The organism is Corallococcus macrosporus DSM 14697 (assembly GCF_002305895.1).
Taxonomy (GTDB): domain Bacteria; phylum Myxococcota; class Myxococcia; order Myxococcales; family Myxococcaceae; genus Myxococcus; species Myxococcus macrosporus.
Genome location: NZ_CP022203.1, coordinates 5,720,790 through 5,741,957 on the forward strand (window position 1 = coordinate 5,720,790; position 21,168 = coordinate 5,741,957).

19 protein-coding genes are annotated in these 21,168 nt (G+C 70.5%); 1 reads left to right on the top strand and 18 read right to left on the bottom strand.

The window, feature by feature from the left end; translation table 11 throughout:
• Positions 1-9: 9 nt before the first annotated feature.
• Positions 10-2,517 (bottom strand): ATP-binding protein, encoded by a 2,508-nt coding sequence (locus MYMAC_RS22840; RefSeq protein ID WP_095959633.1) that lies wholly within the window; start codon positions 2,515-2,517, stop codon positions 10-12.
• Between the two features lie 486 nt (positions 2,518-3,003).
• Between MYMAC_RS22840 and MYMAC_RS22845 the strand changes: the two genes are divergently transcribed.
• The gene (locus MYMAC_RS22845) at positions 3,004-4,596 is read left to right on the top strand and encodes a hypothetical protein (RefSeq protein ID WP_095959634.1); all 1,593 of its coding nucleotides are present in this window, start codon (positions 3,004-3,006) and stop codon (positions 4,594-4,596) included.
• 14 nt (positions 4,597-4,610) lie between these two features.
• On the opposite strand, the gene MYMAC_RS22850 is transcribed toward MYMAC_RS22845, so the two are convergent.
• From MYMAC_RS22850 to MYMAC_RS22930, 17 genes are all read right to left on the bottom strand, one after another.
• On the bottom strand, positions 4,611-5,351 hold the full coding sequence (locus MYMAC_RS22850; RefSeq protein ID WP_095959635.1) for a TlyA family RNA methyltransferase: 741 nt from the start codon (positions 5,349-5,351) through the stop codon (positions 4,611-4,613).
• Positions 5,348-7,099, bottom strand: a complete 1,752-nt coding sequence (locus MYMAC_RS22855; RefSeq protein WP_095959636.1) for a 1-deoxy-D-xylulose-5-phosphate synthase — start codon at positions 7,097-7,099, stop codon at positions 5,348-5,350. The genes MYMAC_RS22850 and MYMAC_RS22855 overlap by 4 nt, the downstream gene beginning before the upstream one ends.
• On the bottom strand, positions 7,099-7,992 hold the full coding sequence (locus MYMAC_RS22860) for a polyprenyl synthetase family protein (RefSeq protein WP_013941206.1): 894 nt from the start codon (positions 7,990-7,992) through the stop codon (positions 7,099-7,101). The genes MYMAC_RS22855 and MYMAC_RS22860 overlap by 1 nt, the downstream gene beginning before the upstream one ends.
• A 17-nt stretch (positions 7,993-8,009) precedes the next feature.
• Entirely contained in the window at positions 8,010-8,390 is a 381-nt protein-coding gene (locus MYMAC_RS22865; RefSeq protein ID WP_013941207.1) for a response regulator, read from the bottom strand.
• 26 nt (positions 8,391-8,416) lie between these two features.
• Positions 8,417-8,773: an exodeoxyribonuclease VII small subunit gene (gene xseB, locus MYMAC_RS22870; RefSeq protein ID WP_043711687.1), complete on the bottom strand. Its 357-nt coding sequence runs from the start codon at positions 8,771-8,773 to the stop codon at positions 8,417-8,419.
• Positions 8,774-8,815: 42 nt separating this feature from the next.
• Entirely contained in the window at positions 8,816-10,525 is a 1,710-nt protein-coding gene (gene xseA, locus MYMAC_RS22875; protein WP_095959637.1) for an exodeoxyribonuclease VII large subunit, read from the bottom strand.
• Entirely contained in the window at positions 10,522-12,276 is a 1,755-nt protein-coding gene (locus MYMAC_RS22880; protein WP_095959638.1) for an FHA domain-containing protein, read from the bottom strand. Before MYMAC_RS22880 ends, xseA begins: the two co-directional genes overlap by 4 nt.
• A gap of 27 nt (positions 12,277-12,303) precedes the next feature.
• Positions 12,304-13,758, bottom strand: coding sequence for an FHA domain-containing protein (locus MYMAC_RS22885; RefSeq protein WP_095959639.1), 1,455 nt, complete (start codon positions 13,756-13,758; stop codon positions 12,304-12,306).
• A gap of 6 nt (positions 13,759-13,764) precedes the next feature.
• Complete coding sequence (locus MYMAC_RS22890) at positions 13,765-14,655, bottom strand: type II secretion system F family protein (protein WP_043711691.1); 891 nt, start codon at positions 14,653-14,655, stop codon at positions 13,765-13,767.
• A 10-nt stretch (positions 14,656-14,665) separates the two neighbouring features.
• Positions 14,666-15,511: a type II secretion system F family protein gene (locus tag MYMAC_RS22895; RefSeq protein ID WP_013941213.1), complete on the bottom strand. Its 846-nt coding sequence runs from the start codon at positions 15,509-15,511 to the stop codon at positions 14,666-14,668.
• Positions 15,512-15,552: 41 nt separating this feature from the next.
• The gene (cpaB, locus tag MYMAC_RS22900; protein WP_013941214.1) at positions 15,553-16,368 is read right to left on the bottom strand and encodes a Flp pilus assembly protein CpaB; all 816 of its coding nucleotides are present in this window, start codon (positions 16,366-16,368) and stop codon (positions 15,553-15,555) included.
• Positions 16,369-16,572: 204 nt separating this feature from the next.
• Entirely contained in the window at positions 16,573-17,310 is a 738-nt protein-coding gene (locus tag MYMAC_RS22905; RefSeq protein ID WP_095959640.1) for a hypothetical protein, read from the bottom strand.
• A gap of 116 nt (positions 17,311-17,426) precedes the next feature.
• Positions 17,427-18,173, bottom strand: coding sequence for a hypothetical protein (locus tag MYMAC_RS38405; protein ID WP_095959641.1), 747 nt, complete (start codon positions 18,171-18,173; stop codon positions 17,427-17,429).
• Positions 18,170-18,397, bottom strand: coding sequence for a hypothetical protein (locus MYMAC_RS22915; protein WP_043711694.1), 228 nt, complete (start codon positions 18,395-18,397; stop codon positions 18,170-18,172). The genes MYMAC_RS38405 and MYMAC_RS22915 overlap by 4 nt, the downstream gene beginning before the upstream one ends.
• Positions 18,394-19,203 (bottom strand): hypothetical protein, encoded by an 810-nt coding sequence (locus tag MYMAC_RS22920; RefSeq protein ID WP_095959642.1) that lies wholly within the window; start codon positions 19,201-19,203, stop codon positions 18,394-18,396. The genes MYMAC_RS22915 and MYMAC_RS22920 overlap by 4 nt, the downstream gene beginning before the upstream one ends.
• Positions 19,200-19,982 carry a hypothetical protein gene (locus MYMAC_RS22925; protein WP_013941219.1) on the bottom strand — a complete coding sequence of 261 codons (783 nt, stop codon included), beginning with the start codon at positions 19,980-19,982 and terminating at the stop codon, positions 19,200-19,202. Before MYMAC_RS22925 ends, MYMAC_RS22920 begins: the two co-directional genes overlap by 4 nt.
• Positions 19,975-21,168, bottom strand: a complete 1,194-nt coding sequence (locus tag MYMAC_RS22930; RefSeq protein ID WP_095959643.1) for a TadE/TadG family type IV pilus assembly protein — start codon at positions 21,166-21,168, stop codon at positions 19,975-19,977. The genes MYMAC_RS22925 and MYMAC_RS22930 overlap by 8 nt, the downstream gene beginning before the upstream one ends.

Below are 21,168 nucleotides of genomic sequence, written 5' to 3' on the forward strand. Positions count from 1 at the left end.
GCAGTCGCCTCAGGTCTCCTCGGGGCCCGGCGCGCCCAGCTTCTCCAGCAGCTTCTCCACCGAGTCGCTGTCCTGGCTCACGTCCGCCACCGCCGACCGGTACTCGGTGTCCGTCACCTTCTCCACGTCCGGCAGCATGCGGCTGATGACGGCGCGCGCCGCCTCCGCCTGGCACTCCGGCAGGACGACGGCGAACACACCCCCGCCCAGGTGGGAGATGGCATCCGGGTGGCGCACCCGCTTGCGCATGACGTCGGCGATGCTGGACGGCACCGGGTCCACCGGACGGTCGGGCCGGAGCACGGCCAGGCTGAGCGCGCGGTGGTAGCGGCGGCTGCGCGCCACCTCCTGCTCCAGGCGCAGCAGCAGCCCGCGCCGGTCGTGCAGGCCCGTGGCGGGGTCACTGCCGGTGCGCCGCTGCAGGGCGCTGGCCTTCTCCTTCTCCTGCTGCTCGCGCTCGCCCTGGCGCAGCTTGAGGGCGCGCTCGGTGCGGTTGAGGAGCTCCACCGCGTTGAACGGCTTGCTCATGTAGTCCACCGCGCCCAGGTTCAGCGAGCGGACCTTCTCCGCCACGCCCTGGTGGGCGGACAGGAGGATGACGGGGATGCGCGCGGTGTCCGTGGAGGACTTGAGCGCCATGGCCGCGTCCAGGCCGTCCAGCTTGGGCAGGAACACGTCCATGACCACCAGGTCCGGGCGCTGGGCCTTCGCCCGGGCCAGGCCCTCCGCCCCGTCGCGCGCCACCTCCACGCGGTACTTGGAGCGCAGCACCTCCGACAACACCGCGGCGATCTCCGGCTCGTCCTCCACCACCAGCACGCGCGGCTGCTCCTGCGTCGTGGGCGCCGCCACGGGCGGCGGACGCGGGTTGCGCGGCGCCTCCTGCGCCAGCGGCAGCGTGAAGACGAAGATGCAGCCGGTGTCCGGCGGGCTCTCCGCCCAGATTTCACCGCCGTGCAGCTCCACGAACTCCTTGCAGATGGCCAGCCCCAGCCCGGTGCCCTTGCCGCCGTGACGGTAGCGGTCGAAGACGAGGTGCAGCTCGTCCGGCGGGATGCCCACGCCGTCGTCCTGCACGCACACCTTGGCCGCGTCCCCGTCGGGCCGCCCCAGCCGCTGGGTGCTCACCACCACCTCGCCGTCCTGGCGCGCGTGGTGGATGGCGTTGGTGATGAGGTTCTGCAGCACCTCGTGCAGCTTCACCTCGTCGCCAATGAGCATCAGGCTGTCCGGACAGTCGGCGCGCAGGGACACGCCCCGGTCCGCGGCCAGGATCTCCAGCTCGTTGACGGCGTCGCGGCACAGCTGCGCCACGTCCAGCACGCGCGGCTCGATGGACAGCCGCGCCGCCTCGCCCTTGCCCTTCTCCAGCAGCGACTCCACCAGGCCGAGGATCTTCTTGCCCTGGCGAATCATCGCCTCGGAGGACTGACGCTGCTGCGGCTCCAGCGGGCCTTCCTGCAGCAGCCGGCCGTGCCCCAGCAGCACCTGGAGCGGCGCGCGCAGGTCATGGCTGCACACCGCGATGATTTCGTCCTTCAGCCGGTTCAGCTCCTTCAGCCGGCGGTTGGCCTCGTTCAGCTCCTGGTAGCGCTGGACATAGGCCTCCTCCAGGTCCTCCCGCTTCTTCTTCACCGCCGTGTGCAGGCGCGCGTTGCGGATGGAGTTGGCCAGCACGCCGGCCACCGCCTGCGCGAACTCCTGCTCGTCCCGGCCGAACGACGCGTCCGCGCGGGACATGCGTAGGAACAGCGCCCCCAGCAGGTCGCCCTGACAGATGAGCGGCTGCACCAGGATGGACTTCACGCCCAGCGGCAGGATGTTGGTGCGGACCTCCGCCATCAGCGGGTCTCGCTGCGCCTCCTCGATGACGACCGCCTCCCGCGTCTCCAGCGCGCGGCGCAGCTCCGGGTAGCGCATCACCTCGATGTCGAGCTGGACGAGGCTCGGGTCCTCCTGCGTGGCCACCACCTTCGCGGTGCGGGCATGGCTGCCCTCCACCAGCACCACCGAGCAGCGGTCCGTCCCCGTGACGCGGCCCACCTTGTCCACGGCGATGCGGAGAATCTCCTCCAGCTCCAGCGAGCTGGTGGCCGCCTGGGTGATCTCCAGCAGCATCCCCATGCGCAGGCGGATCCGCTCCTCGCGGTCCCTCAGCCGACCCGCGCGCAGCGCCGCCTCCAGCCGGGGCACCACCTCGTCGGCGCCGCGGATCCAATCATCCACGGCCAGCCGCTTGAAAGCCTCCGCCGAGCGAGCGCGGCCCAGGTCCACCAGCACCGGCAGGCGCTGGAGCCGGTCCACCTTCCGCAACGACTCCAGCATCTCCGCGGCGCGCTTCGCCGTCACCGCCAGCAGGACGACCTCCGGCTGCAACATGTCGGCGACCTGCGCCAGGCCACTCTCCTTCTCCGCCGACGCGCACTGGTAGCCGCTCGACGTGAGCCGCTCCATGAGCGCGTCGCCCGCCTCCTTGGCGGCCACCACCAGCACGCGTCCCCGCTGATCAGGCTGCATCTCGACTCTCACGGTGAACCCCCGCTCCGGCGACGTGGCCCCGGGTAGAGAGGCTGCAAAAACCCGCTGCGTGCGAAAGAGTTCATGGTTCGGATCCCGATCATGCCGCTGAACACGCCCTGGGGCCAGAACGGCGGGCATGGGTGGGAGGATGTGGCCTTGTCGGTCCCCGCCGCCCCCAATTCCTCCAGGGGCCGAGCGTACACGATGGACGTCACTTCCCTACCGCCCGCGAGCGCGTACGGCCGCCCGCCCAACCTACCGCCATTCAGGCGCCAGTGGGGCTGCAGATGCAACGCCCTGGCGCTTCCCTGCTCCTGTGACGCCGCCCACCGCACAGGGGTCCCGACGGCGCGGCCGGAACTACCACAGCCCGCGGCCCTTGGGGGACGTTCCGCGCCCGGAGGGCGCCACGGATGGCTCGGGCACGCCCGGCTGGTGGGCGAAGATGCCGGGCGCACCGGCGACCGGCTAGAGTCCAGCGCCATGGCCCACCCCACCCTGACGCGGCGCGCGCGGCGCTCCGCCCTCTTCGTCGCCGGCAGCCTGGCCGCCGCCTGTGGCGGCAGCGAACCGCCCCCTCCCACGCCGGATCCCCCCCAGGTCGCCCTGACGGTGCCCGCGAGCATCATCTCGGACGTCGCGCTCCAGGTCATCGTCACCGTGTCCGGCTGCGAGGGCGGCTCCACGCTCAACGTCAATGACCGGGAGACGCGGCTGCGGAGCTTCTCGCACCCGGGGGGAACGGCGACATTCACACTGGAGCGCGACGACGTCCCGTACGCCAGCGTGGGCCTGGCCGCGAACCTGTCCCTGAACGCGGTGGCCACGTGCTCGGACGGACGCACCAACCGCTCCCAGCCCGCGCCCGTCACCTACTTCCCCGTGGAGCGGCGAGTCGTGGAGCCGCAGAACGCGGGGCAGGTCGTCACCGACCACTTCGTCATCGACGGCATCGGCGCCGGCCGGACCTTCCTGGGCTGCGGCGTCCCCGAGACGGAAATCTCCACGCTGTACCGCGTGGACAACAACGGCAACGTGACGGCGACCGTCGGGATGCCCATCACCTGCACCCCCGAGACGGTCATCACCGAGCGCAACCCCACCAGTGGCAAGCGCTGGGTCTGGACGCCGAACGTGGGCGCCTTCGCCATCGACGAGCAACTGCGCATCACCGCGCGGACGACGACGGACATCGGCCCCACGCACCTCACGGTGCTGCCGGACGGCGACGCCATCATCGTCAACCGCATCGACGAGGTGCGCCGGCTCTCCCACAACCCCAACGGCACGTCGGAGAGCGTGGCAGAGGTCAGGTGGCTCTACGCGCCCGCCACGCTGGAGAGCGTCATCGCGCCGCCCCTGGTCCGCGCGGACGGGATGATTCTCATCGCGTCCCTGGGCACCGGCCCGGACGCCTCGCGCACGGACGTCACCGTCACCGAGCTTGAAGCAGCGCAGCCGTCGGCCGTCGCGGAGGCGCACGCCGCCTACAAGCTGCGCACCTTCGCGCGCAACGAGCGCCTCCCCCTGGGCGCCTTCAACGACACCGGCGACACGCTCTTCCTGGGGCTCCAGCTCGGCTCGGAGCAGTCGCAGGTCATCGCGTGCGCCGCGGACGAGGACGAGTGCGAGGGCGCGCGGCTCAAGTGGACCAGCCCCGCGCTGCCGGTGCCGCTGGCGCACATCCTCTACCACCCGGGCGCCGGGCGCCTCGTCGCGGTGGGCCAGCAGCGCGTGTGGTTCCTCGACGCGTCGGGGCAGATTCGCAACCGGGACAACCGCTCCATCGACGCCAATGGCGCGCTGAACGTGCTCCAGGTGCTGCGCCGGCCGAACTCGCCGGAGCTCTTCCTGCTCAACGCGCCGGCCCGGGGCCTGGATGGCGCGCCGACGCTGCCCAACGAAATCGTCGCGGTGGACCAGACGTCCAGCGGCGAGGCCCGCGAGCTGTTCCGCCATCAGGTGGTCGGCAGCCTGGGCGGCGCCATCGACCCGGACGGGCGCCTGTGGGTCCGCACCGGCTTCGACGTGGTGCTGACGCTGCCCCTGTCCGACTACCGCCGCTACCGGCCGTAGCGCGGACGCACCGCTCAGGGCCTGCTGGCGACGAGGAGCGCCTCCACGTTTCCAGCGGGCCCGGGCACCGTTGAATCCATCAGCCCGAGCACCTCCAGCCCCTGCTCGCGGACGAACGCCGTCACGGTGTCGATGGCGTCCTGCCGGGCGGCGACATCCCGCACCACGCCGCCCTTCCCCACCCGGTCCGGCCCCACCTCGAACTGGGGCTTCACCAGCGCCACCAGCAGGCCGCCCGGCTCCAGGTAGGTCAGCACTGACGGCAGCACCTGGGTGAGGGAGATGAAGCTCACGTCGATGACGACCACGCCCACCTTCTCCGGCAGGTCCTCTTCCGTGAGGTAGCGCGCGTTGACGCGCTCGCGCGAACGCACCCGGGGGTCCGTGCGCAGCTTCTCGTGGAGCTGCCCGTAGCCCACGTCAATCGCGTGGACGCGCGTGGCCCCGTGCTGAAGCAGGCAGTCCGTGAAGCCGCCCGTGCTGGCGCCGATGTCCGCGGCCACCTTCCCCCGCACGTCGAGCCCGAAGCGGTCGATGGCGCCCTTCAGCTTCAGGCCGCCGCGCGAGACGTAGGGCAACACCTCGCCCTTGAGGCGCAGCTCCGCCTCCTGAGGAATCAGCGTGCCGGGCTTGTCCACGCGCTGGTCATCCACCACGACCTGCCCGGCCAGGATGAGCGCCTGGGCCTTGGTGCGCGACTCGGCCAGCCCGCGCTCCACCACCAGCACGTCCAGCCGCTCCTTGCGAGGCTTCACCGTCCGCCCCCTTCCAGCAGCGCCCGGCCCGCGCGCCGCAGCCCCGCGGCGTCCAGCCCGAGCTCCGCGCGCTGCGCCCGCGCGTCCCCATGCGGAACGAACGCGTCCGGCATGCCCATCAGCCGGACCCGGGCCAGCACCCCGTGCGCCGCGAAGAGCTCCAGCACCGCGCCGCCCAGGCCGCCCCGCGTGGTGCCCTCCTCGGCCACCACGACAGGGCCCGCCCGGCCGGCCTCCAGCACCGCGGCCTCATCCAACGGCGAGGCCCGGCGCGCGTCCAACACGCTCCAGCCCGGCTCGCCCCGCGCGGCCTCCAGCGCGGCGAGGCCCAGGGGCCCCAGCGTCACCAGCGTCAGCCGGGGCTGCTCGGCCCGAAGCAGCCAGCGCGCGCCACGCAGTGGGACGGCCTCCTCCGCCACGCCTTCCGGCAGCGGCGGCAGCGTGCCGCGTGGGAAGCGGATGACGGATGGGCGCGGCGAGGCCAGGGCCGTGTCCAACATGGGCGCCAGGTCCTCTCCCACCATGGGAGCCCACAGGTCCAGGTCCGGCAGGGGGCGCAGCGAGGCCACGTCGTAGGTGCCCTGGTGCGTGGCCCCGTCCGCGCCCACCAGCCCCGCGCGGTCCACCGCGAAGACGACGGGCAGGCCCGGCAGACACACGTCGTGGATGACCTGGTCGTAGGCGCGCTGGAGGAACGTGGAATAGATGCAGCACACCGGGCGCGCGCCCGCCGCCGCCAGCCCCGCGCTGAAGGTGACGGCGTGCTGCTCCGCGATGCCCACGTCGTGCACCCGGTCCGGGAAGCGCGCCTTGAGCGCGTTGAGCGCCGAGCCCTCCAACATCGCGGGCGTCACCGCCACCACGCGCGAATCGCTCGCCATGGCGTCTTCCAGGACCGCCGCGAAGGCCTCGCTGAAGGTCCGCTGGCCCCCGCGCGAGCGCACCAGCTTGCCGGCGCGCCACTCATACGGGCCCATGGCGTGCCCACGCGTCTGCGTGTCGGCCTCCGCCGGGGGGAAGCCCTTCCCCTTCAGCGTCAGCGCATGCACCACCACCGGACGCGAGGAGGCGCGGGCCTCGCGCAGCGCGCGAATCAGCGCGCCCAGGTCATGCCCGTCCACCGGGCCCAGGTAGGTGAAGCCCAGGCCCTCGAAGAAGCCGCGGGCCTCGTGGGTGCGCAGCATCGCGGGGATGGCCCCCACGTTGGCGCTGATGGACATCTGGTTGTCGTTGAGGACGACAATCAGCGGCAGGTGGCTGCCGCCCGCGTTGTTGAGGCCCTCGAAGGTGAGGCCGCCCGTGAGGCCGCCGTCGCCCAGCACCGCCACGACGTGGCCCCGGTGCCCCTGCATCCGCCGGCCTTCCAGCACGCCCAGCGCCGCCGACACCGCCGTGCACGAATGCCCCGCCAGCAGCGCGTCGTGTGGGCTCTCCCGAGGGTCCAGGAACGGCGCGATGCCGCCCGCGTGCCGCAGCGTGTGCATGCGCTCGCGCCGCCCGGTGAGGAGCTTGTGCGCGTACGTCTGGTGCCCCACGTCGAACAGGAGCGCGTCACCCGGCGAATGGAACACCCGGTGCAGCGCGACGATGAGCTCCACCGCCCCCAGGGAGGCCCCGAGGTGTCCGCCCACGCGCCCGCAGATGGAGATGATGTCCTCGCGGAGCTCCTGGCACAGGCCCGGCAACGCCTCCTCTGGAAGCGACCGGACGTCCGAGGGCGAGCCGATGCGTGCCAGCCACTCCGACATCAGGACTTCCGCTCCACCGCGTAGCGCGCCAGCGCCGCCAGCGGACCGTCCTCGCCCTCCAGGGGGCGCACGGCCGCGATGGCCTCCGCCACCTTGTCGTTCGCGAGCTTCCGTGACGCCTCCAGGCCCACCACCGCCGGAAAGGTGAAGCGCCCGGCCGCCGCGTCCGCGCCCGCGGGCTTGCCCAGGTCCACCGCCGTGGCCGTCACGTCCAGTACGTCGTCGGCGATCTGGAACGCCAGCCCCACCGCGTCACCGTACGTGTCCGCGCGCCGCAGCGCGTCCGCGTCCCCCCCTCCGGCCAGCACGCCCATGCGGCACGCGGCGCGGATGAGGGCCCCCGTCTTCATGCGGTGCAGGCGGACGAGGTAGTCCAGCGCGGACGGCCGGTCCTCGGCGGTGTCCAACACCTGGCCCCCCACCATGCCCGCCGCGCCCGAGCACACCGCCAGCTCCCGGCACAGCGCCGCGCGCACGCCTTCGGGCCCGCTGGCCACCAGCGTGAAGGCCTCCGTCAACAGCGCGTCGCCCGCGAGGATGGCCAGGGACTCGCCGTACACCTTGTGGTTGGTGGGCCGGCCCCGGCGGTAGTCGTCGTCGTCCATCGCCGGAAGGTCGTCATGCACCAGCGAATACGTGTGCACGTACTCCAGCGCGCACGCCGCGTCCCCCGCCACCTCGGACAGGGTGCTCTCACGCGCCACGGCGTCCGCGAAGGCCAGGCAGAGCACCGGGCGCAGGCGCTTGCCACCGGCCAGCAGGGAGTAGCGCATGGCCTCGACGAGCTTCGGCGGCGCCCCGGCCGGCCCGAGCCGCTCCACGCGCTCGTTCAGCAGCGCCTCGACGCGCGCCTGCTGGGCGGCCAGGAAGGTCTTCAGTTGAAACGTTGCCACGCGCGTCCTTGCTCCTCTTATGGAATCTGGGCGGGCACCAGCTCGCGGATGCGGCTGACGAGCTTGTCCATGTCCAGCGGCTTGACGAAGTAGTCCGCGGCGCCCACCGCCATGCCGTGCCGCTTGTCCTCGGGCTCGCCGCGGCCACTGATGAAGATGACGGGGATGTCCCGGAACTGCTCGTTCTTCTTCACCGCCCGGCACAGCTCGAAGCCGTCAATCCAGGACATGTTCACGTCCAGGAGGATGGCGTGCGGCCGGTGCAGTTGGAGCGACGCGATGAGCCGCAGGCCGTTGGCCGCCAGGGTGACGGCGAAGCCCTCGTCCTCCAGGGCCGCCGCCAGCAGCTCCCGCGTGTCGCGGTCGTCATCGACGATGGTGATTTTCGGCTTCGACATGCCGGAAATGGACGCGCCCGGAACGCCTAGAACGGGACGTCATCCTCCGGGGGCGGACGGGGAGCGGGAGCCCGGGGCGCCGCGGGTGCGGCCGCCGCCGGCCGTGCCGCCACCGACAGGGGCGCCACCACGTCGTTGCCGTCCTCGTCCAGCAGGAGCTGCTCGATGCGCTGCTCCGCCTCGGTGAGCAGCTTCTCGCCCCGGCGCACCAGCCGGATGCCTTCCTCGAAGGCCTTCAGCGAGTCCTCCAGGGAGAGATTGCCGCTCTCCAGACGGCCCACCGTCTCCTCGAGCCGGGAGACCACGTCCCCGTATTGCTCGGGGACCTCGGCCTCCGCCACCTTGTCCGCCTTGGGCGCCTTGTCCGACTTCGCCACTGCCATCCACCTCCCCGTGTGGGGCGCGGGACTCTAGAGGGTGGCCCGTCAGCAGTCCACCGGCCCTTTCACCGCCGTGACGGTGGCTTCGATTTCTTCACACCCACCCAGCGTCTTCGCCCCGTTCGACGCGAGCTTCAACCCCAGGCGCTCGCCCACCTGGACATCCGCGCCGGTGCGGACCACCGCGCCGTCGCGCTGGCGGAACACCACCGAATAGCCCCGCGACATCACCTTCAACGGGCTCATGGCGTCCAGACGTCCCTCCAGACGCTGGAAACGCTTCTGTGCATCCGCCAGGGCCCCCTGCTGGAGCGCCAGCAGCCGCGCCCGGTGCGCGGCCAGCCGGGCACGCTCGCGCGCCACCTGCCCCGCCGGCGAGGCCCGCTCCAGCCCCAGCCGCGCCGTCGCCAGCGCGCCGTGCCGGGTCGCCACACCTGCGCGCACCGCCTCCGACAGCCGCATGGCCAGCTTCAAGAGGTGCGCCCGCTGTTCACCCAGGCGCGCCTGGGGACGCGCCCGCTGCAGCCGCTCCGTCAGCGCCCGCAGTTGCTCACGGTGCCCACGCACCGCGGGCCGCAGCACGCGCATCATCGACTCCACCTGCTCGGACAGGTGCAGCCGCTGGTGGTTGATGGCCCGGCGCGGGTCCTCCAGGCGCGACGCGAGCTGCCCCTGCTCCTCGCGCAGCTCCAGCACCCGCCGCTCCATGGCGCGCCGCAGCCGGCCCGCCTGCGTGGCCAGCGTCAGCTCCAGGTCCGCCAGCACGGGCGCCAGCCGCTCCGCCGCGGCGCTGGGCGTGGGCGCGCGCAGGTCCGCCACGAAGTCGGCGATGGTGAAGTCGATTTCGTGGCCAATGGCGGACACCACCGGCACCGGCGAGGCGAAGATGGCGCGGGCCACCCGCTCCTCGTTGAAGGTCCAGAGGTCCTCCACCGAGCCACCCCCGCGCGTCACCACGATGACGTCCACGTCCGTGCGCGCCAGCCGCTCGATGGCGCGGGCCACCTCCACGGCGGAGCCTTCACCCTGCACGCGCGCGTCCGCCACCAGGACGCTCTGCCGCGGGTTGCGCGAGTGCAGCACGCGCAGGAAGTCCTGGAGCGCCGCGCCGGTGCGGCTCGTCACCACGCCGATGCGCCGGGGCAGGAACGGCGGCGGCCTGGGGGGACGCACCCGCCCGGGCCCGATGAGCCCCTCCTGGGCCAGCCGCTCCTTGAGCTGCTCGAAGGCCAGCGCCAGCGCGCCCTCGCCCACCGGCTCCAGCCGCTGGACGATGAGGCTGTAGCGGCCCTGCGGCTCGTAGAGGTCCACGCTGCCTTCGGCGATCACCTCCATGCCGTCGCGCAGCGCGAAGCGCAGCCGGGCCGCCATGGACGCCCACACCTTGGCGTCAATGGCCGCGCCCGCGTCCTTCAGGGAGAAGTACCAGTGCCCCCGGGCGTTGGGCCCGCGGAAGCCCGTCACCTCGCCGCGCACGATGACGCGGGCGAAGCGCGACTCCAGCGTCTGCTTGAGCTGGCGGGTCAGCTCGCCCACCGACAGCACCACGCGCTCGGGCTTGGGCGGCGGCGGTGGCGCGCCCTCCATGGGCCCCAGGAGCGAGGTGCCGTCCTCCTCCACCGGCGGCGGCGGCCTGGGCGCCGCCGACTTCCGCGCGGCCGTGGGCGCACGCGGGGTGGAGGCGCCACCGCCAAACAGGTCGCCCTGCTGGCCCACCGGCGGCGGCGTGCCGCCTCCCACCTTGCGCCGGGTCATCGAGACAGCTTCTCGACCCAGGACTTCGCCTTCCCGTGGTACTCGTCGTCGGGCGGCGTCATGGCCACCACGTCCCTGAACTTGGGCAGGGCCTCGTCGGGGCTCCCGTCCTTCAGGGAGTAGGCCTGGAGGTAGACGTCCTTCGCCTTCGCCCTGAGCTCCGAGATGATGTTGGACGCGCCCGCGTGGCCGGGGTCCGCCTGCAGCGCCTTGCGCGAGTAGTCCATGGCGCGGCTCCACTGGCCCGCCGCCTTCGCGCCCGCGGCGCTCTTGTAGAAGATGGTGGCGGCGCGCGTGCCCGCGTTGCGCGCCATCTTGCTGGGGCGGCCGCCGGTGATGTTCCTGTCCAGCGCCATCAGCTTGGACAGGCCCTTGGCATCCAGGTCCTCCAGCCGCTTGTACAGGTTGCCGAACTCGGTCACCTGCCCCAGCACCTTCTTGCACTGCTGCGTGCGCGCCATGCACGCGTTGAGGATGGCCACTGCGCCGGACATGTCACCGTCGCGGAAGCGGTCGACGGCGGGCTCCCACGGCTTGGGCGCGGGCCCCTGGACCACGGGCCTGGGCGTGTCACGGACGATGATGGCCTGCGCCGCCTGCTCGTTGATGAGCTTCGCGTCGCGGTGCTCCGGGAAGGCCATCAGGACGTCGTCGGTGATGGCCTTGGCCATGTCGAGCTGGTTCTCGTCCAGCAGCTTGCGGGCCTCGAGCGTGCGCGTGTCCGCGGCCTCCGAAAGCGCGCGCTTCGCGGCGTTCACCTGCTCGTAGAGGAACTGGCTCTCCCCCGTGGCGGCCAGCAACGTGCCGGCCTTGCCCAGCTCCTTCTTCGCCAGGGCGTCCTGGGCCGCCATCAGCTTCTCCTGGACGGGAATCTCCCGCGCGGCGTGCCCGAGGTAGTCCGCCACGCCCGGGTACTGCGGGGCCTCCGCCTGGAGTTCTTCCAGCTTGGCCTTCGCCTCGACCCACTTGCCCTCGCGCACCAGGTTCTTCGCGTCCTGGAACAGGCCTCCCAGGAAGGCCCGGCGGTCCTTGCCCTGCTGGGCCTCCTCCGCGGCCGCCTGCTGCTGCTTCTGGACGTTCATCCGCACCACGCCCAGCCCCGCGAACAGCACCACCACCGCGCCCACCGCGCCCAGCTTGATGAGCTTCTTCTTCTTCAGCTCCTCGGGCGAGGGCGCCGCGGCCGCCGACGAGCGCGCGCTGCGCACGCGGCCCCCCTCCGGACGGGGCCCCGGACGGGGCGGCACCGCGCCGCGGCTGCCAGAGGCCGCCGGACGGGGACGCGGTCCGGGCGCGGCCGCGGGCGAACTCACCATCATCGTGGAGTTGGCCACGTCCTCGAAGCGCAGCTCCGTGTCGCCCAGCGTGATGACGTCGCCGTTGGCCAGGGGCGTCTCGTCGCTGATGACGTCGCCGTTGATGAGCGTGCCGTTGCCGGAGCCCAGGTCGCTCACCGCCCAGCCCCCGCCCACCTTCCGCACCATGACGTGCTTGCGGGACACGGAGGTGTCCGGGATGCAGATGGCGTTATCGGTCGCTCGCCCGATGACGTACTCCTCCTCGGACAGGGCAAACTCCTCACCATCCTTGGGGCCAGCGATGCAGATGAGCCGGGCCGCGGACGAGACGGGGGCGGGCGCGGGCCGGGCGGACGTCCTGCGCACGGCGGGACGGGACCCGGTCCCACCCGTGGGCGCCCCCGAGGGGGGCCTGCGGCGTGCCGGAGGGGAACCGTTGGACATGCGAATCACCGACTTCCTGTCGAAGGGAGCACGCGCCTACAGCTCGTGCTCGTAAGCCAACTGCAAACCTAGATTGTGGCAGCGATGCTCGGCTGTAGGGAAGCGGCGACCCATTTCCTGCAACGCGGCCCGAGCCGTCCGCGCGTTCCGGTACTGTACGCTGCGTTGGAAATCGAGCATCAGCTGGCTGCACTTGTGGTCCAGCTCGGCTGCTACCTGACCGAGCTGGAAGCGGACGTCCTGATAGATGTCCGGCTTCGTGTCCAGCGCCTCCAGCGTCACCCACGCGAACCGGTACTGCTGCCACGCCTTGAAGAGGTTCTCCGCGCCGACGTCGCGCGTCTCATAGAAACGCGCGGCCGCTGACACGTACTGGCGCGCCTTGGCCAGCAGCTCCTCCTGTGGGAGCTCCGGCACGGGGATGATCTCCAGGCGCAGGTTCCACACGCGCCAGGTCTCCCGCCCCGGCGGGTTGCGGACGTTGTCGAAGACGAAGGAGTTGAGCTCGCCCCGCTTGAGCGCGCTCGGCGGGAGGATCTGCTCCAGCCCGCGCTCCGTCGAGGCGTTCACGTCCGGCGGCACCCAGCCCACGTCCACGCCGTTGACGACCAGCGACACCTCCTCCTTGGAGATGCCACTGGCCATGTAGTGCACCACCGCCACGGCCCGCGTCGGGGTGACGAACTCGAAGGCGAACGACTTGTGGTCCGGGTTCTCCCACGTCACGCCCTCGCCCACCCCGAACGAATCGGAGATGAGCTCGAAGGTCAGGTCCTGCGGCTCCGCGCCAGAGGCGCGGCCCTCGCCCACGGGCATGAAGATGACGGCCAGCACGCCCACCAGTGCCAGGACCAGGCCGCTGCCCACGGCGCCCACGCCCAGGCGCGCCGGCGTGGAGAGCTGGCCCCACCACAGCAGCAGCCTGCCCGCCGGGCTGTTCGACAGCTCCCGGCGGCGGCGCGCGCGGTCCGCCGCGGACAAGCCCTCGCCGGGCTCGGCCCTGGCCACGGCGGCCGTGCCCGGACGCACCGGCACCACCGCGGGCTGCTGCGCGGTGGGGAAGCCCTCCGGCAGCACGATGCCGCTGGCGGCGGGCACCGGGTCGTTCAGGCGGATGGGGCGGGTGGCGTCCGGGTCAACGGGAGGGAGGGGGTCCCCCCGGCGGATGGGCCGGGTGGCGTCCTCGTCCCCTTCCGGCGGCACCCAGACGAAGGTGAACTCCACCGGGCCCACGCCAATCTTGTCCCCGTCCCGGAGCTGCTGCTCTCCGGACAGCAGGCTCCCGTTGAGCACGGTGCCGTTCGAGCTGCCCATGTCCGCGACGTAGTACTTGTCGTCGCGGAGCACGATGCGGGCGTGTTGGCGCGACACGCCGTGGTCGTGCAACACCAGGTCATTCTCCGAGGTGCGGCCGATGTTGACCTCGGCCGACTCGAAGGTGAGCTCCCGTCCTGTCTGGAGCCCCTGGGTGATGGTCAGGAGGATGGGCACGGGGCGCTACCCCGAGATGTTTCCGAACATGAACTGGAACACGATGGGCCCGAACAGCACCATGAACACCGTGGGGAAGATGCAGGCGATGAGCGGGAAGAGCATCTTCACCGGCGCCTCGCCCGCCAGCTTCTCCGCGCGCTGGGTGCGGTCGATGCGCATCTGCGTGGACTGGATGCGCAGCACCTTGCCCAGGCTGGTGCCCATCTTGTCGGCCTGGATGAGCGCGGTGACGAAGGTCGTCAGCGGCGGCAGGTCCACGCGGACAATCATGCTCTTGAGGGCCTCTTCACGCGTCTTGCCCATCTTGAGCTGCTTGAGCACGAGCTGCAGCTCCTCGCGCAGCGGCCCCGGCTTGCCCTTCTCCACCACCTTGGCCAGCGCCGCGGTGAAGTCCAGGCCCGCTTCCACCGACAGCGTCAGCAGGTCCAGGCTGTAGGGCAGCGCGCGGCTGATGAGCAGGTGGCGCTTCTTCACCTGGTCGTTCAGCCACATCAGCGGGTAGTACATGCCGAAGAGCAGGAACAGCGGTGACCACACCAGGCTCACGCCGAAGCCGTTGAGCAGGATGAAGCCCATGAGGAGGCCCACCACCGCGCTGACTTCCTGCAGCGCCATGATGTCCTCGGGCTTGTACGCCTGCGGCTCGCCCGCCTTGATGAGGTTGCGGCGCGCCTTGGCCTCGTAGCCGGGCCACATGAAGCGGCGGTTCATCGCGCCCAGGCGGCGGATGGCCACCGAGCCGACGCCCTTCATGCCGCCCGTGGACTCGTCACGGACCTCCGACAGGAAGCGCTCCAGCATCGTCTGGTACAGGCCCAGGCCCAGGAAGCCCACGGCGCCCGCGAAGAGGAGCGCCGAGCTGCCGATCAACATTGGCGTCAGGACATCGTCCACGGTGCACCTCTCAGATATCGATGTTGACGATGCGCCGGATGATGAGGATGCCCATCACTTCCATGATGGCGATGATGATGACGAGGATCCATCCGAAGATGTGGTTCATCATCGGCTCCATCAGGTCGGGCCGCATGTAGTTGAGCACCATGCCGAGCACCGCGGGCATCGCCGCGACGATCCACCCCTGCAGCTTGCCCTGCGAGGTGAGCGCGTCGATCTTGCCCTCCAGACGGAAGCGCTCGCGGATGACCGTGGAGATCGTCTCGAACATCTCGGCCATGTTGCCGCCGAGCTGACGGGCGATGTTGGTGGACACGACGACGAGCTCCAGGTCGTCACTGCCCACGCGGCGGCCCATGTTGATGAGGGCCTCCTCCAGCGGCACACCCAGCTTCACTTCCTTCACGAAGAGGCCGAACTCCTGGGACAGCGGCGGCAGCGCCTCGCGCGCCACGTGCTCGATGGCCTGGGGGAACGTGAGGCCGGCCTTGAACGCGTTGGCCATGGCCTGCAGCGCGTCCACGAGCTGCACGTTGAACTTCTTGATGCGCCGCTTCCGGTAGTGCTTGACCATCAGCATCGGCAGGAAGAAGCCGAACACCGTGGCCACCACCGCCATGATGGGGTTGAAGATGATGTACGACAGGATCCCCGACAAGCACATGCACGCGATGTTGAGGATCAACATCTGCCGTGGATCGATGAAGAGGAACATGTCGCTCAAGTCGTTCATCGACTTGGCGACGTAGCGCTCCTGGTACTGCTCATACGCCTTCGACAGGACGCTGAAGATCACCAGGCTGAAGAAGAAGACCGAGCCGGTGACGAGGAGGAGGACGATTCCAGCAAGCATGTGCGCGCTTCCCTAAGAGCGAGGGTGGACGACGCACGCCATCACGGCGCGCCGGCGCCCGCGGCCCGCTCGGCACCGCCCTTGATGATCTGGATGATTTCGCGGCGCTTCTGCTCCAGCACGCGGGTGCGCTCACCCGACAGCAGCGTGCTGATGGTGGCGCGGCCGCGCTCCTCGATGAGGTCCACGTCGTCCTCGTTGCGGAGGCTGAGCGTGAGCTGGCCGAGCTCCACCGCGAGGACGAGGATCTCCGCCTCTTCCGGCAGCACCATCAGCGAGATGTTGCTGTACTCGCGCTGGTTCTCCGGGATGAGGTTCACGTTGGTGGTGCCGGTGATCTTGCCCGTGGCCACCACGATGACGTTCTGGAGCAGCGTCACGGCGACGCTCTCGTCCGTCTGCGGATCGCGGAAGGTGCCAATCACGTCCACGTGGTCATTGGGGCGAATCCAGCCGCCCACCGACGTGGTGTGCTTCGCCTCGATGGTGAGCGCGCGGGCCTTCTTCTGCACCTTCGAGGACAGGCGCTCGGCGGCCTTGGTCGTCTCGAACTGGCTCCACAGCAGCGGGTCACCCGCCTGCAGCGCGACCAGCACCTTCTGGTTCACGATGTAGGACGCGGAGTCCGGACGCACCACGGAGGACGTCACGAACTGCTCGGGCACCGAGCGCTGGGAGATCATCTCGAAGGTGATGACCGTGCCTTCAGGGACGTCCTGCGCCGCCACGACGACGGGCACCAGGTTCCATCCGCGGCGGACATCCGCCTCCTTCTTCTTGATGGCGGAATACGCGATGACGCCGGCCAGCAGGCCCAGCACGAGCGCGACGACAAGCGGAGTCTTGCCCTTCAGCATGGTTCAGGAACCTCCAGAACGGGGGGGAGCCGTTCGGCGGCGATGCGTGGAGTCCGAAGTGGAGTCCAGAGCGAGTGTTGGAATACAGTGCAATGCAATCTGCGGATGGCGCGTGATGTTAGCCGTGCGATACACCGGGTGTCAAAACCACCTCTCGCGACAGCTCTGTATCGCGCGCAATCCGGGACTTGACGCCGCGCGGCGTCAGAGGTCGTCGATGTCCTCGCGGTCCTCTGACGTCAGGCCGTGGCTCTCGGTGATGCTGTAGAGGGCGTGCTGCACCACGCCGACGTCGTCCAGGCTGTCGATGACCTTCCCCTCGAGGAGGCGCAGCAGCTCCTGGAGGGCTTCATCCGAGGTGACGTTGCCGACCCGGTAGGTGATGTACGGGTTGGACGGGTCCAGCGCCTCGTTGAGGCAGTACATGTTGAGGGGGACGATGAAGGCGTTCTCCTCCACCCCGCCGTCCGGCGTGCCGGCATCGTCCCGCCCGCCGGGCCCAGGAGGCGTGGGCGGCACGGTGATGATGGTGCGCTCGATGAGCAGCCCGTTCTGGCCGCGGCCCTCGGAGGTGGACACGACGATGAGCCCCGGCGGGAACACCACCTCGACGGGCGCGCCGGTGTCGTTGCGCAGGGGCACGCAGACGCGGACATAGGTCCCCGAGCCGCTCGACTCCGTCCCGGGATTCTGACACTCGCCCGTGATGTCATCGGCGCCAACGGTGGTGCCCGCGTAGCTGAGGCCCTCCGGGAGGGTGAAGGGCGTGCCCTCCGGCTCTCCCTCGTCGTCGCCCAGGCCGGGGCGGAAGACGTTCGTCCCCGCGTCGAGGCCGTTGATGGGCGGCGGGTTGTTGGGCCCGCCGCCGCCGCCGTCGCATGCCATCACCCCTGCCCCAACCGCCGCCGCGACGACCATCCACTTCCATGCCGCCTGCGCCATGCTGCGCTCCTTCCATCACTCCAGGACGACCCACCGGCCGGGACCGCCGCGTCATGTGGTCCGGCGAGACTGGCTGAGTCTCAAGGCACCCGCAACTGCGCTGTTTGCGCGGGCTGTCAAGGAGTGTGCGGAAGCGCCTGCTGCGACGGAGGCGGCAGGTCCGGGTTGTACAGGCCTCGGAGCACCAGCGGCGCGCCCTGGTCATCCTCGAGGAGCACCGGCTGGCCCTTTTCGAGCCCCACCAACCGCACCGTGAAGCCCACCCCATCCGGCGTCACGTGCACCGCGAGCTGCCCTGGCACGAGCGGCTCCGGCAGCGCGGACTCGGAGGGCAGCCAGGCGAGCTGGGGCAGCACCGGGCGGAAGGCCCGCGTGAAGACCCGCGCCTCGCTGGCGCCGGACTGCTGGAGCGCGGCGCGCCACGCGTCCTGGGAGCGGGGGGTCTCCCCGTGGGACTGGAGCTCGTGCACCATCTGCAGGTGGACGCGCCGGGCCACGCGGAGCAGCTCCAGGTTGGCCGCGACCTCGGAGCGGGACTGCTCCAGGCCCTGCGGCTTGCCGCCGGCCAGGGTGGCCATGACGCCCAGGAGGATGCCCCCCGACGCCCACAGCGGCGCGGACCGGCCCCGCACCAGGTCCCAACCCAGGCGCACCGTGCCCACCACCGCCAGCAGCGCGCCGGCCAGCACCAGCCAGCGCGGCGCCCCGCCCGCGTGGAAGGGCTGGCGCAGGGCCTGGGCCAGGTGCGTCCACTCAGGGACGGACGCCACCACCACGCCCGCGGCGAAGGCGAGGAACAGGGCCGCGTGCACCAGCCGCAACCCCAGGGGGGACGGCTGGCCGACGTCGCTACCGACCGTCACGGGAACGGCAGGTTCAGCACGAAATAGAAGGAGTCGTAATAAATCTGGTACGCCTCCAGGAACAGGTCGATGACGTTGGACTGACGGTCCTCCGACCACCGGACCTTCACCGACGCGCCCACGATGAGCGCGACGACGAGAATCCAGTTCAGGAGCGAGTACTCCAACATGGCCTGCCCGCGACGGTTACGGGCGCGGGAACGCAGCGTCTTCGGGTGGTTCACGGCGAGTCCTCAGAGGTGTCGTGTCCGTGCCCGTCGTCCGCGGCGCCGGGCAGGTCATCGAGTATAGCATCCGCGTACTCCAGACGGACCTTCGGTGCGTCCGGCGCGGGGATTCGCATGCGGGGCTTGGCGTCGATTCCGTACTCCGCCACTTCCATCGAGTGACCGATGCCGGGAATCTCCATCTTGGCCAGGTTCAGCAGCGGAATCTCGCGGCTGAGCCACATCCGCTTGATGACGGTGCTCTTCAGGACGACCTCGACGGGGACGGCGGCCACGGTGCCCGCCAGCGTCATCAGCCGGGTCTCCTTGCCCGAGCGCGCCACGGGCTTCAAGCCCCCGGGCAGCCTGGGCGGCGTCTTGGGCGCGGCGGCCTGCGCGGCCTTCGCGTCCTCCTGCTGCTGCTTCAAGACGTGCTGGAGGGCCTCGTCCGAGTACTCCTGGGGCGGGCTGAAGCCCGCGCCGATGTAGAGGCGGGAAATCGCGTCGTAGCGAATCACGTCGCCCTCCCGGGCCACCAGCATGCGCATCTGCGCGAGCGGCGACTTCATGGCCGGATGGGTTCCCGCCTCCATCTCCACCCACACCGCGTCCCGGCCCTCCTTGTCCTTCTCCTCGCCCACCACCGCCAGGCGCCAGTAGTACACGCGCAGGCCGCCGCCGTTGAAGCGGTACGTCACCCAGTCGCCCATCCGGGCGGCGCGGGCGCCGCGGGACATGTGCTGCACCAGCTCCCGCGCGGGATTCGCCTCCACGCGCGAGGGCATGGCCAGCACCAGCGCGGCCACCACGAACAAGGCCCTCACTTCGCGCCCTCCTTCTTCGAGGCCTGGTCCTTCTCATAGGCCTCGCGGCTCTGGCGCACGGCATCATCGTTGGGCACCGCGTCCGGCCGGTCCGAGCCAATCCACATCTGGACCACGGCGGTCATGCCCTCGTCGGCGGGGGCCAGGGTGGTCACCACCTGCTCGCCCTTGCGCGCGTGCTCCATGGTGAGCTGCGTGCCGCCCCCCACCGTGAGCGCGGACTGCCGCACGGGCTCATAGCCGCGGCGCTCCAGCTCCTTGTTCACCTGCTGCTGCACCTGCGTGAACTCCCCCGACACCAGCGTGGTGCGGCTCTGCGAGCCGCCCGGGTCATCCCGCGTGGCCAGGTCCTGGGAGTAGAGCGCGCCTTCCAGCGCCACCAGGCCGGGCGCCGGCTTCTTGGGCGGCCGCACCCACAGGTCGCGCAGCACCGAGAACCCCAGCGTCTTGCCCAGGTGCTTGCGCAGGACGATGCCGCGCTGGAGCCCCTCGCGGGTGTAGAGGGCCGACACCACGCCCTCGTCCTTCATGTCCCCTTCAATCACGGTGGGGTAGCCCTCTTCCTGCCACTTCTGGGCGAAGTAGGCGGCCACCTTCTCCATGGAGTCCGGCGTCGTGAAGTACGCGAGGCGGTAGTACTCGCCGCCAATGACCAGGTCGTTGCCGATGCGCGTGTGGAGGGTGCCCGGGTAGATGGGCAGCTCCTGCTCCGCCGCTGCTGGCACGGTGGCCAGCAGCAGGCACAGCAGCGCCGCCCGGAGGGCCGCGCTCCTACTCACAGGGGACCTTCTGGTCTTGCTCGTCATTCCGCGTGGACTCCGGACGGGATTCCGGGTCGGACGGGTCATCGGCCATGGCCCGCTTGCACCCCATGTAGAACTCACCGCGCGCGTTGAAGACCTTGATGTAGTTGCTGTCGCCGTAGGTCATCTCGTCGCGGAAGGGCGCGGTGTCGAAGCAGTCGGGCCGGTCGTGGTCGGTGAGCTCGAAGCTGCGCTTGTGCATGACGTGCAGACCGCTGCTGGCCCTGGCGTCGTATTGGGCCAGGCCGTTGCAATCGCCCTTCTGGGAGTCGCCCACGCCGTAGTTCCGGGACACCACAAAGGTCCCCAGGAAGTTGGGAACCACCTTGGCCACCACATCCAGGATGCGGCCAATGCCCAGGCTGTCCAGGGTGGAGGCGAAGCCCAGGAAGACCATGCGGTCCACCTGCCGATAGAGACCGTGGGGCTGGCTGAGCGAACCCGCGGTGTGCTGACCGGCGCGGCGGCTGCGGACAATGGCGTCACCGCCGTCCGGCATGTGCCAGCCGTTGGCGTACATGGAGTACTTCGACTTCATCCGCAGGCTGCCCAGGTCGCGGCCGCCCATCATGTCCTCTTTGAAGAAGCCACCACTGCCCCCGCTCTGGTCCAGATAGCTCGTGGGCAGGATGACGTTCTCGTAGGTCATCTCGATTTCGGACTCGACCCAGCCTTTGTTGTTGAACCCCCACTGGTCCAGCACCCATCCCATGCCGTTGTTCAGCGGGCTGAGGATGGCGCCCGCCAGGCCGCCTCCCTCGCTGGTGCTCGGGCGGCTGAGCATGCCGCTCTCCAGGAGGGCAATCTCCTTGTTGGTGATGGTGGCCGTCACATCCGTGTAGCGGGCAATGAAGTTGCCCCCAGGGCCATTGGGCTCCACCGAGTCCATGTCCTTGAAGCGCTCGATGAACTCCTCGTGGGCCTCCTGGCGGGCGTCCTCGAAGGCGGCGTCGTGCTTGCCATTGGCGAAGTCGGAGAGCGCGTAGCTCGTCATCTCCCAGACGGCGTACCGCGCCGCCTCCTGGAGCTTGAGCTTCGCCCTCACCAACTCGGTGAGGTACATGCTGAACATCAGGATCATCACGAGGAGCGGCACGGAGAGCGCGAACTCGACCGTGGCGGCACCTCGTGAGCGGGAACGCAGTTGGAGACGGGCACGCAT